The 9820-nt window shown below is 70.0% G+C and carries 13 protein-coding genes and 1 pseudogene; 3 read left to right on the forward strand and 11 right to left on the reverse strand.

What is annotated here, in order from left to right; all coding sequences use genetic code 11:
• Nucleotide 1 precedes the first annotated feature (1 nt).
• Nucleotides 2-2695, reverse strand: a complete 2694-nt coding sequence (locus KHN96_RS22060; protein WP_115044333.1) for a phage tail protein — start codon at nucleotides 2693-2695, stop codon at nucleotides 2-4.
• A gap of 96 nt (nucleotides 2696-2791) precedes the next feature.
• Between KHN96_RS22060 and KHN96_RS22065 the strand changes: the two genes are divergently transcribed.
• Genes KHN96_RS22065 through KHN96_RS22075 form a run of 3 tightly spaced genes read left to right on the forward strand, consistent with a single transcriptional unit; the run spans nucleotide 2792 to nucleotide 4012 of the window.
• Nucleotides 2792-3043 carry a FitA-like ribbon-helix-helix domain-containing protein gene (locus KHN96_RS22065; protein WP_115044335.1) on the forward strand — a complete coding sequence of 84 codons (252 nt, stop codon included), beginning with the start codon at nucleotides 2792-2794 and terminating at the stop codon, nucleotides 3041-3043.
• Nucleotides 3040-3561, forward strand: coding sequence for a protein NO VEIN domain-containing protein (locus KHN96_RS22070; protein ID WP_115044337.1), 522 nt, complete (start codon nucleotides 3040-3042; stop codon nucleotides 3559-3561). The genes KHN96_RS22065 and KHN96_RS22070 overlap by 4 nt, the downstream gene beginning before the upstream one ends.
• A 19-nt stretch (nucleotides 3562-3580) precedes the next feature.
• Nucleotides 3581-4012 carry a hypothetical protein gene (locus KHN96_RS22075; RefSeq protein ID WP_062196835.1) on the forward strand — a complete coding sequence of 144 codons (432 nt, stop codon included), beginning with the start codon at nucleotides 3581-3583 and terminating at the stop codon, nucleotides 4010-4012.
• Here KHN96_RS22075 and KHN96_RS22080 read toward each other — a convergent pair.
• The 10 genes and pseudogenes from KHN96_RS22080 to KHN96_RS22125 form a co-directional block, all read right to left on the reverse strand.
• Entirely contained in the window at nucleotides 4005-4658 is a 654-nt protein-coding gene (locus tag KHN96_RS22080; RefSeq protein WP_115044338.1) for a DUF6441 family protein, read from the reverse strand. The genes KHN96_RS22075 and KHN96_RS22080 overlap by 8 nt on opposite strands.
• Nucleotides 4655-4819 carry a hypothetical protein gene (locus KHN96_RS22085; RefSeq protein ID WP_181817633.1) on the reverse strand — a complete coding sequence of 55 codons (165 nt, stop codon included), beginning with the start codon at nucleotides 4817-4819 and terminating at the stop codon, nucleotides 4655-4657. The genes KHN96_RS22080 and KHN96_RS22085 overlap by 4 nt, the downstream gene beginning before the upstream one ends.
• Entirely contained in the window at nucleotides 4819-5247 is a 429-nt protein-coding gene (locus tag KHN96_RS22090; protein WP_115044341.1) for a DUF6631 family protein, read from the reverse strand. The genes KHN96_RS22085 and KHN96_RS22090 overlap by 1 nt, the downstream gene beginning before the upstream one ends.
• A 12-nt stretch (nucleotides 5248-5259) precedes the next feature.
• Complete coding sequence (locus tag KHN96_RS22095; RefSeq protein WP_115044343.1) at nucleotides 5260-6012, reverse strand: phage tail tube protein; 753 nt, start codon at nucleotides 6010-6012, stop codon at nucleotides 5260-5262.
• A gap of 125 nt (nucleotides 6013-6137) precedes the next feature.
• On the reverse strand, nucleotides 6138-6347 hold the full coding sequence (locus KHN96_RS22100; protein ID WP_115044443.1) for a DUF7210 family protein: 210 nt from the start codon (nucleotides 6345-6347) through the stop codon (nucleotides 6138-6140).
• 5 nt (nucleotides 6348-6352) lie between these two features.
• Nucleotides 6353-6778 carry a hypothetical protein gene (locus KHN96_RS22105; protein ID WP_115044344.1) on the reverse strand — a complete coding sequence of 142 codons (426 nt, stop codon included), beginning with the start codon at nucleotides 6776-6778 and terminating at the stop codon, nucleotides 6353-6355.
• Nucleotides 6775-7059, reverse strand: coding sequence for a head-tail joining protein (locus KHN96_RS22110; RefSeq protein WP_115044346.1), 285 nt, complete (start codon nucleotides 7057-7059; stop codon nucleotides 6775-6777). The genes KHN96_RS22105 and KHN96_RS22110 overlap by 4 nt, the downstream gene beginning before the upstream one ends.
• 13 nt (nucleotides 7060-7072) lie before the next feature.
• Nucleotides 7073-8259: pseudogene (locus KHN96_RS22115) on the reverse strand (major capsid protein).
• The gene (locus KHN96_RS22120; RefSeq protein WP_115044348.1) at nucleotides 8144-8521 is read right to left on the reverse strand and encodes a head decoration protein; all 378 of its coding nucleotides are present in this window, start codon (nucleotides 8519-8521) and stop codon (nucleotides 8144-8146) included. Before KHN96_RS22120 ends, KHN96_RS22115 begins: the two are co-directional and overlap by 116 nt.
• Before the next feature lie 3 nt (nucleotides 8522-8524).
• Nucleotides 8525-9820 (reverse strand): S49 family peptidase, encoded by a 1296-nt coding sequence (locus KHN96_RS22125; protein ID WP_115044350.1) that lies wholly within the window; start codon nucleotides 9818-9820, stop codon nucleotides 8525-8527.

Here is a 9820-nt window from a genome sequence, read left to right on the forward strand (position 1 = left end):
GCTATCCCTGGAGCGCCGCGCGCACCGCACGCGCGTTGCGCCCGATGATGTTGAGGATCACCCGCTCGCCGGCGGGGGTCTGCAGGTGGTCGTGGGTGACGGCCGGGTCGATGGCGTTGACGATGCGCACGGCCTGGATGACCTGCGGCGCGGCCGGCTGCACCTGGACCTGGGGCACGAGGCCGCCTGCGGCCAGGGCCAGCCGATGGCCGTCCCACGCAGGAGGAGCCTTCATGCCGTTGATGGCATCGAGGAACGCCACGCCGACGCGCCGCACGGCGGCCGCGCGCACCACGTACTCGCCGGCGGACAGCCGCGCCGGGATGGAGTCGGAGGTACTGGTTCCAGGACCGCTGACATAGCCGCCCACAGCGAACTTCTTGATGCTGCCCATCAAGGCCATGACGGCGGCCACCATCGCCGCCATCGCGGCGATCGCCAGCCCCGGGCCCACGACCGGAATCGACGCCTGCGAGGCCGCCGCGCCAGAGCCCGCCTCGGCGGCGTTGGCGCTGACCTTGGCCGCCGTCTCGGCCTGCTTGGTGGCCACCGACTGGGCGGCGGCCGCCTGCTCGATGGCCGCTTCTTGCTGGGTGAATCCCAGCTTCATCGCGAGCATCCGCGCCTGCATCGCCACCCACTGCTGGAAGGGCTGGATGACCAGGTGCTGCAGGAAGGCGTCCGAGATGCTGCGGAAAATGTTGGAAAGCCCCTCGCGCAGCGTCTGCGCGCCGGTGACCATGCCTTGCAGGGCGTTGCCGAAGCCTTCGCCGATGCGGTTCCACAGCGGCGCGAGTTCGTCGGCGACGAGCCGCGTGCGTTCCAGCTCGTTGCGCCACGCCTGCACGCGGATCACTGCCTCCGGCCCGATGGCCGCTGCCGCCTGCTGCATCGCGGGCAGGAGGCGCTGCATCTCGGCCACCGACTGCTGTTGCAAGGCCACGATCTGCTGGCGGGCCTGGGCTTCGGTGAACAAGCCCGCCTGGGTCTGGATCTGGATCGCCTCCTGGGCGTTCCTCAGCCGCTCGGTCACCTGCCGCCAGGCGGCTTCGAGCGCGGCGAGGTTGGCCTGGGCGGCCTTCACGTCGATCAGCCGGTCGATGAGCGCGACGCCGTCGGCGTCGCTCTCGGCGGCCAGGCGCGCGCGCAAGTCGCGGTAGCTGCGCGCGATGGCCGATTTGCGGTCGGCATCGGTCGCCGTGCCGGTGAGCTGGGCGAGTTCCTCCCGGGCCTGTGCCAGTGCGTCGGCCAGTTCGCGCTCGGCCTGCGCCGCGGCTCTCGCGTTGGCCTGCTCGGTGTCGGCGCGCTTGTTGTTGAGCACGATGAGCTCGGCCTCGAGCCGCGCGACCTCGCCGCGGGCCCGCAGGCGCTCGTTCTCGTTGCCGCCACTGGCGGCCAGCTGCCGACTGCGGGCGAGTTCCTGCTGCTTGCGGGCGATCTCGGCGTCGAGCGCCTGCTGCTCGAACGCGGTCTTGCGCGCGTGGTACGCGCGCAGCGAGATCAGGCGATCCTCAAGCGATGCATCCAGCGCGGCTTGCTGGCGGCTCAGGCCATCCTTGAGCAAGGCGAGTTCGGCATCCAGCTGCGCCTTCATCAGCGCGGTCTGCGCCCCGGTGCTGTCCTGCGTGGGCTTGGGTCTGGCCAGCCGCTGCAACAGATCCGGATCGGCCTGGATGCGGGGCGCCCGGACTTCGATGGGCTTGGGGGCGAAGAGGCTGTCGCGAAACGCGGCCAGTTCGTCCAGGCGGCGCACGAGGCTGCCCTTGAGCTCGGCGATGATGGCGCGGGCCCCGGCGGTGTTGCCGCGTAGGGCCTGCACGGCGGCGGCCAGGCCGGCGCCGATCGCCTCCCCCAGGGCGACGAAGGCCTTGCCGACGGTGGCCGCGCCCAGCGCCAGGGTCTTGAGCACCAGCACCACGCCGTCGAGCACCGCGCGCAAGGCGCCGCCCTGCTTGGCCGACTCGACCATGCCGGCGGCCATGTCGTTCATCGCCGGCAGGAAGGCCTCGATCACCCGGTTGGCGATGCTGGTGGTGGCCAGCTTCACCTTGGCCAGGGCGTCGTTGAAGGCTTCGGCCTGCGCGGCGGTCTCGCCGCCGATCTGCACGCCCAGCGCCTCCATCTCGCTGGTCAAGGTCGCGATGCCCTCGCGCCCCTGGTTGAGGAAGGGGATCAGCTCGGCACCGCTCTTGCCGAAGAGTTCGACGGCCAGCGCCGACTTCTGCGCCCCATCGGGCATGGCCTTGAAGCGCTCGGCCAGATCGAGCAGCACCGCGTCGGTGGCCCGCAGCGTGCCGTCCTGGTTCTGGAAGGCCACGCCGAGCGCGGCAAAGCGCCGGGCGGACTCCTCCGAGCCCGTGGCCGCCTCGAACATCGAGGTGGCGAGCTTCTTGAGCCCGGTCTCGAAGGTCTGCGCGGCCACGCCCGAGAGTTCGGCCGCCGGCATCAGGATGGAGAGCGCCTCCACCGTGATGCCCACGCGCTGCGAGAGCTTGTTCAGCGCATCGGCCGACTCCAGCGCCGACCTGACCATCGCCCCGAGGCCCGCCGCCGACAACGCGACGCCCAGGTTGGCCAGCACGCCATTGACCCGCCGCGCGGCGTCAAGCAGGTCGCCGAGGTTGCGTTGAATCGAGCCGAAGGCCGCGCGCGTCTCGTCGACGGCGCGGATGAGGATCTGGGCGCGGGCGGTCATGGTTCTGGACGGGTGTCTGGATCAAGCCTTCGAGCCCTTGCGGGCTGGGCGGTCGATGTCCTGGCCGAGGGGTTGGGGATGTGGTGCAATGCAGCCATGTCTGAGCTGACCCTTCGCGACCTGCCTGATGTCGTGCTGAGTGCCCTGCGCCGGCGCGCGGCACGGCGCGGGCGCAGCCTCGAAGACGAGGCATGCGCGATCGTGGAAGCAGCCGTCCGAGTCGAAGAATCCCCGGCGCTGGGTTCACTCCTGATCGATGTCGGCCGAGACTTGCGGCTCACCGATGAAGAGGTGGCACTGCTTCATCAGCGGGACCGATCCCTGCCTCGTGAGGTGGCATTCGAATGAAGGTGGCGCGCGTCACTAACGAAAAGAAGAACCTCAACCGCCTGGCCGGGGAGTTTCTGGTCGCCTCGCGCCTGACCCAACGCGGCTACATGGTGACGCTGCAGTGGGGCACGACCATCGGTTACGACATCCTGGTGTTCGACAAGGTCGGCAATGTGGCCTTCCTCGAAGTGAAGTCCTCGGCGCAGTACTCCCGCCGCTGGATCCTGCAAAAGAAGTACGCCGAGCCCAACACCGAGGCGATCCCGCTGGAACGCCGCTTCATCTGTTGCGTCGATCTGGCCCATGCCCAGGGCGAGCCGAAGGTGTACGTTTTTCCCGCCGCCGTGGTGGCCAAAGGGCTGCATTACTACTTCAGCGGCAAGTTTCCATACAGCGACAGCTACCACCTCTCGCTCGACTTCAAGCCGCAAGGCCGAACCAAGGAGAACGGCGTGCAGACCGTGGGCGAGTTCATCACCGCCGAGCGCTATGTCGATGCCTATTCAACCCTCGGCATCGAGCCGGTCACTGCTTGAGAACGAACGAGTAGGCGACATGGACCAGGGCGACCCCACCCCCAAGAAGAGGCGCGCGGACGGGCAAGTCACCGGCCTGGCTGGTGAGTTCTTCGTCGCGGGCGAACTTCTGAAACGCGGTCTGCAGACTTCGATCACCTTCGGCAACGCCAAGGCCATCGACATCTTCGCGCACAGCGAGTCCTCGGGCGTGACCTACACGGTGCAGGTAAAGGCCCTCCGGCAGCGCAATTACTTCCCGATCAAACGCTCGGCGATCGAACCTCATCACGTCTACGTGTTCGTCATCCTCAACAAACCGGGCGATGCCGTGGACTACTTCATCGTCGAAGGCCAAATCCTGGCCGAAGCTGACGGCGATCTCGGTAGGTACCTCGACGATCCCAAGTTCCCCGGCATCGGTTGGCGCTCGCTGGAGCCTTTCCGGGACAACTGGCAGATCTTCAAGTAATCACATCCCTGTGGCCGAATTCCCGCTCGATCGCCCGCGCCAAGGCCGGCAAGGCGCCTTGCACGCCTGCCGCGAGATCGAACCGGCGCTTCAGATCCACCCGCCGCACCAGCACGGCGATCGGAATCTCCTGGCCGCGCTGCAGGCGCTTGACGCCGCTGCGCTCGCGCTCGGCACGCTTGAAGCGGCCAAGCTGCGCGGCGTTCTCCCGGAGGTTCTCGGCCATCAGCAGCACGCGGCCGTCCTTCTCGACGAAGAAGGCGTTGCCCGAGCGCATCAGGCCGTCGATCACGGCGTTGAAACGCTTGGGGCCGATGCGGGTGGGCAGCAGCGGGATCAGCATCCGGCCCGTCACGGTGCCGCCGTGCGTGTGGATGCCCAGCCAGGGGATTCGGCTTCCCACCCACAGCGCGGGCAGCCGTTCGGGCTTCTGGTCGAACACCTTGGCCTGCAGCGAGGCGACGAAGCTCGCGCGCCGCACCTGGAAGGCGCTGCGCATCTGGGCGCGGGCGGCCTCGCGCACCTCGCGGCCGCCTACAGCCATCCCCTTGGCCACCGCCGCCTGGATCGCCCGCCGGCGTTCCGCGCTCCAGGCGGAGAGCCGCCTCGGATCAAGCAGTCCCTCGGTGGTGAGCGTCAGTTTCATGGCTGCACGTCCTCCCACAACTCGCGCTGCAGCCGCTCGATCGCCGCCCGGTCGCCCTGGGCCGCCACCGCGTGCAAGGCCAGCCGCAAGGCGTTCTGCCTACGTTCCAGCCGACCGTGGGCGGCCAGCAACCCGCGCACTTGCGCGAGGGTGTAGCCCATCACCTCGGCGTGGCGGTGGCCGGCGGCGACGAGCCGGGCGACGGCGTCGTCCCAGCCGAGAGGATCGGCGCCAGCCGCTCGCCCGAGCGCGCGATGCTCGGTGCCACCCGCCGCACGAAAAAATCCGCGTTCACCTCGAACACGGCGCAGGCCAAGGTCACGGCCTCGTCGAGCGCCAGCCCTTCGATCCAGGCGCGCTCGCGCCGGGTGGCGAGCGTGAGCAGCTCCAGCACCTCCTCGCCGTGCCGGGCCAAGAGGTCGAGCCAATCCGGCTCGGCCGAGAGGTCGGCCGAGAGATCGGCTGCGATGGGCCGCACCGCGGCCAGCAGGCGCGGCAACTCGCCCAGGCGGATCGGCGTGAGCTCGACGGCGGTGCCGGCCACCGTGACCACCTTGGGCACGGGCGGGAAGGTCTCGAAGTCGGGCATGGTCGCGTTCCTTTACAGCAGCACCAGGCGGCCGAACTGGCCGAGTTCGCCGTCGGCGGGCTTGGAGAGGTCTGCCAGCACCTGGCCGGAGAGTTCGAACTTCAGCAGTTCGTCGGTGATGATCGAAAGCTCCTTGGCCGGGTTGATCGCCACGCGATAGAGGTCGATCACCACCTCGCGGTTGGCGTCGGCGGTGTTCAGGCCCTCGAAGCGGATCCAGCGCTCGGGCAGCGGCCGGGTGAACATCGCCGTGCTCTGCGCGGCGCCGTAGGCGTAATCCACGGTGAAGGGCTCGACATAGGGGCCGCCGGTCGTGGCGTCGAGGATCAGCACCGAGCCGTGCCTGGCGTGCACCTGGACCTGCGTCGCCGGCAGGGTCTTGGGCGGGCTGTCCGAGTCCTGGATCTGCACCGCCGAGACGTTCTGGTGCGCGAGCGGATAGAGGCTGCCCGCGGTGACCGGGTTGGGCAGCGCCTCGCCCGTGACCGTGCCCGGTGCCACCGTGGTCGAGTGGCCGTAGAGGGCGAGGGCGAGGTTGCCGCTGCTGAGCTCCTCCAGCGTGCAGGCGAACTCGCCCTTCTTGGTCTTGATGAGCTGCAGGTCGGTCAGGCGCTGGCCGGACTGCGCCTCCTGGTGTTCCAGCGTCTCCACCGACAGCGACACCTTCAGTTCCGGCACGTTGCCGACGAAGGTGAGGCCGGCGGGATTGCCTGCCGAGTCGCGCGCGCCGATGTAGACGCGTCCCTGTCCAGAAAAGTAAGCCATTGCCGTGCCTCCTCAGCGATCGGCGATGTGTCCGGACAACGCGCCGTGTCGGCGCGTTGCGGCGAAGGCTAATGCCCGCGTAGCGGGCGTTAAGCGAAGCGGCCGAAGCCAGAAGTAGGCCATGGTCAGTCTCCCGTGGAGGTTGCCGCGGCGGCGGGACCGTCACGGCGCGAGGGTTTGAGGGATGCGGCCGGCGTCGGGGAGTCCGGCGTGACGAGCCGGGCCACGCCCTGGGCGATCAGCCAGCGGGCGCTGGCCTCGGGCAGGTCCAGCCGCGCGCCTGCGGGCAGGCGCCGACCGGCGTGGGTGTGGGGTTGGAGCAGTTCGATGGGCATGGGGGTCATCCCGGGGTCGTGAGGTCGGTGAGGACGGTGCGGTAGCGGATCTCGTAGCGCGCCGGCAGCATCGCCGTGCCGGCATCGAGGTCGTCGGCGTCCCAGTCGGCGTCGAGCTCGCGCACCGCGAGCGCCAGGCCGCCCAGGTTCGGGTCCGCGAGCACGGCGGCGTGGGCGGCGACGATCAGCCGGTCGGCCGCGTCGAAGGCGTCCGCGCCGCGCGCGAGCGCGACCAGGCGCACGGTGAGCGCCCGGTCCACCAGCCGGTTGGCGTGCGCGGTGAGGGCGTCGCCCTCGACGAAGACGAGCAGTGCCGGGCCGGCCTCCCGGGGCAGCGGTGTCGCCGGCTGGCGCAGCACGGGTGCCGGGGCCAGGGCCGCCCTGAGCCGATCGATCAGGATGCGCAGCAGGCGCTCGCGCACCGAGTTCATGGCAGCCTCGCGAGCTGGGCCCGGCACTCGCGGCCGTCGCCGAGCGCCCTCACCTCGCGCACGCGGTAGGGCTCGCCGGCGATGGTGACCACGTCGCCCGGGGCGAGCGCCAGGCGCGAGGCCGCGTACTCGAGCTCGAAGTCGCGCGAGAGCGCCAGACCGTCGAGCACCGTCTCGTCCGGCGCACGGAAGGCGCAGTACACGGTGGTGGTGCCCACCACGACGGGCGTCAAGAGTCCCGCGCGCTCGGCGGCGTCGTACAGATCCTCCACACGGACCATCCGACAGGCACCCTCAGACGGTGAGCTTGACCAGCACGCCCGGCCGGTGGCACATCGGCAGCGGGTTGCTCTGGGTGTGCAGATCGGTGCCGCGGTCGAACTTGCGCGGCTCCTGCTTGGCGTAGAGCGGCTGGCCGAGGGTGCCCACCGTCTCGTTGAAGTCGGCCGGGGCGAAGTAGGTGGCGAAGGTGTCCACCGTGCCCAGCGGGAAGGCGTGCGCCTCGCCGGCGGCGATGAAGCGGCGCACCGTGCCGTCCGGGCTGCTGGCCTGGCCGCGGTATTCCTCGAAGGTGAGGCCGGCGAAGGTGAAGCCGGCGCGCACGTCGTTGATGAGGATGGCGCCCTGCTGCCAGTTCGTGTAGGCCTCCTTGACCGATTTGTGGCCGGTGAGCGCCCGAAAGAACTCGGGCGAACACAGCACGTGCACGCCGGTCATGAACTCGCCCTTCAGGTTCTCCTCGATGTGGGCCAGCACCTCGTAGCAGTGGCCCTTGACGTCGCTGCCGGCATTGGCCAGGTCGAAGGCGATGGTGGCCTGACTGAGCTCGAACTCGTCGAACAGGTCGTAGATGGTGCTGCCGTCGGCATCCAGGATCTGGCCCTTGAGCGCGCCCATGCGCAGGTGCTCGAGCGTGATCGCGTGCTTGTTGCGCATCGTCTCCAAATGACGCGCGAGCACGCCGGCGATGGCCTCCATCTCGGTTTCCGAGCCGAAGGCGCGGATGCCAGCACCACGTCGTCGTGCGGAATGTGCGGGATCACGAAGGAGCGCAAGGCGCGCCGGCCGCGTTCGCCCACCGTGCCTGGCGAGCCAGGCGGCCGGGTGGGCAAGAGGTTCAGGCGCCCGGCGTACTCCTCGATGACGACCTGGCGCGTGCGCACGGGCTTCGGGGGAAACAGGTTCAGGGCTTCCAGCCGCCCGTAGCGGTTGGGAATGAGGTTGATGGCGGCCGTCAGGCTGGCCATCGAGAAACCGGGAGCATCGAAGGGATTGAGCATCGGGGTCTCCAGAAATGCCAAACCCGCCAGATGGCGGGTCAGCGGGATGGGGTTCGGTGTGAATCGGGTGCCGGTCGGCTGTCGGTCAGGCGCCGTCGCGCACCACGATGCCGCGCGCTTCGAGCTGGGCGATGGCCGCCGTGCGCTGCGCGGCGGACAGACCGGTAGGCCAGATGAGAGCTTGCCGCGCGACGATGGCATGGCGGGCGATCAGGATCGCGTCCTCCCGGTCGATCAGCGTCGCATCGACCGCGTTGCCCAGGACGCCCGCGGCCACTTCCGTGCCGTCGGTGGCACTGGGGTCGAGGGCCGCGAGCTTGCCCGTGGCCGTCATGCGCCCGACCACGGTGCCGAGCGGCAGGTTTTGCCCGGCCGCCACGGTCGCCTGCTCACGCGAGTACAGGTTCGGCGCCTCGTACTTCAAGAGGTCGCCGAGGGTGGGGGCTTGGGTGAGCGTGGGCATGGTTCACTCCCGGGTGACGAGTTTCTTGACAGCGGCGACCACGGGCGAAGCGGCCGGGTCGGCGCCAGGGGCGGCCCAATCCTCGGGGCCGTGGGTCGAGCGCACGGCGGACTCCGTGCTGCGCTCAGCGCGCGCTTCGATCAGGGCGCGGCGTACCGCGGCCTCGGTACGGCCCGCGGCGATGAACTCGGCGGCGCGCTCGGGGCAGCCGGCGATCAGGCACAGCTCGGCGATCACTTTCGCGGACTGCGCCGCCTCGCGGCGGGCTTCTGCGGCCAGCGCCGCGACGGTGTCCGGGCCGAGCGCCTCGGGGATGTGCTCGGGCACGTTCTCGGGCTTACCTTCGGGCGTGCTGTCGAGTGAAGCATCGGCTGAGGAATGGGTGGGGGTGTCGGTCATCGCGGGGGTTCCTCGCAAAGCGTTCGCCTTCCCGGTCGATCTCTGGCGCGGCGGGGAAGGCAAACGCCGCGGGGTGGCAAGCTGTCGGTCGAGTTCGGCCAGCACCGCAGGCAGCGTGGCCACGCCATCGGCCAGGCCCGCGTCCATGGCCTGCGGGCCGAAGAAGAGCGCCGCATCGGTCGCGCGCACCGCGTCTTCGGACAGGCCGCGCATCGCCGCCACGTGCGCGACGAAGAGCGCGTGGAGCCGGTCCACCTCGGCCTGCAGCGCCGCGCGGGCGGCATCGTGTAGCGGCTCGTGCGGCGAGTAGTCGTTCTTGCGGGCGCCCGCGGTGATCGCGGTGTAGCGGTAGCCGTCCCGGGCGTCCTTGACCGACTGGTCGACGTGCAGCGCGATCACGCCGATCGAGCCCACGCCGCCGGTCTCGGTGACGAAGAGCCGATCGGCGGCGCAACCGATGGCGTAGGCCGCGGAGAAGGCGGCGTCGTTGGCCACGGCCCAGACGGGTTTGAGGCCGGCTGCCTCGCGCACGCGGCGGGCAAGCTCGAAGCAGCCGCCCGTCTCACCCCCGGGCGAGTCGATGTCGAGCACGATGCCGGCCACCAAAGGGTCGTCAAGAGCTGCCTCCAGCCGCGCGCCGATCTCGGCATAGCTCACCAGCCCCGAGGCCGCCTCCAACCCCAGCGTGCGCTTGACCAGGGTGCCGTGGATCGGGATCACGGCGATCGAACGCTCCGGAAATGCCGGAGGGTTTGGAGCCCTCGGCAGCGGCGGAGCGAGTTGCGCATCCGGGCCGGCCAGCGGCAGGCGTTCGGCAAGCACCGCGAGGATCACATCGAGCTTGGCGCGCTGCACGAGCAAGGGCGTGCCGAACAGGCGGGCGGCGAGGTGCGGGAACAT

The sequence above is a fragment of the Ralstonia mannitolilytica genome (assembly GCF_905397375.1).
In the GTDB taxonomy this organism is placed as follows: Bacteria; Pseudomonadota; Gammaproteobacteria; order Burkholderiales; family Burkholderiaceae; genus Ralstonia; species Ralstonia mannitolilytica.

Excerpts from the sequence above, each read along its gene's own strand:
- KHN96_RS22090 (WP_115044341.1), bottom strand. The coding sequence starts at position 5,247 with ATGCCCGACTTCGAGACCTTCCCGCCCGTGCCCAAGGTGGTCACGGTG.
- KHN96_RS22100 (WP_115044443.1), bottom strand. The coding sequence starts at position 6,347 with ATGCCCATCGAACTGCTCCAACCCCACACCCACGCCGGTCGGCGCCTG.
- KHN96_RS22065 (WP_115044335.1), top strand. The coding sequence starts at position 2,792 with ATGTCTGAGCTGACCCTTCGCGACCTGCCTGATGTCGTGCTGAGTGCC.
- KHN96_RS22085 (WP_181817633.1), bottom strand. The coding sequence starts at position 4,819 with ATGGGCTACACCCTCGCGCAAGTGCGCGGGTTGCTGGCCGCCCACGGT.
- KHN96_RS22060 (WP_115044333.1), bottom strand. The coding sequence starts at position 2,695 with ATGACCGCCCGCGCCCAGATCCTCATCCGCGCCGTCGACGAGACGCGC.
- KHN96_RS22075 (WP_062196835.1), top strand. The coding sequence starts at position 3,581 with ATGGACCAGGGCGACCCCACCCCCAAGAAGAGGCGCGCGGACGGGCAA.
- KHN96_RS22070 (WP_115044337.1), top strand. The coding sequence starts at position 3,040 with ATGAAGGTGGCGCGCGTCACTAACGAAAAGAAGAACCTCAACCGCCTG.
- KHN96_RS22105 (WP_115044344.1), bottom strand. The coding sequence starts at position 6,778 with ATGAACTCGGTGCGCGAGCGCCTGCTGCGCATCCTGATCGATCGGCTC.
- KHN96_RS22125 (WP_115044350.1), bottom strand. The coding sequence starts at position 9,820 with ATGTTCCCGCACCTCGCCGCCCGCCTGTTCGGCACGCCCTTGCTCGTG.
- KHN96_RS22080 (WP_115044338.1), bottom strand. The coding sequence starts at position 4,658 with ATGAAACTGACGCTCACCACCGAGGGACTGCTTGATCCGAGGCGGCTC.
- KHN96_RS22095 (WP_115044343.1), bottom strand. The coding sequence starts at position 6,012 with ATGGCTTACTTTTCTGGACAGGGACGCGTCTACATCGGCGCGCGCGAC.
- KHN96_RS22120 (WP_115044348.1), bottom strand. The coding sequence starts at position 8,521 with ATGCCCACGCTCACCCAAGCCCCCACCCTCGGCGACCTCTTGAAGTAC.
- KHN96_RS22110 (WP_115044346.1), bottom strand. The coding sequence starts at position 7,059 with ATGGTCCGTGTGGAGGATCTGTACGACGCCGCCGAGCGCGCGGGACTC.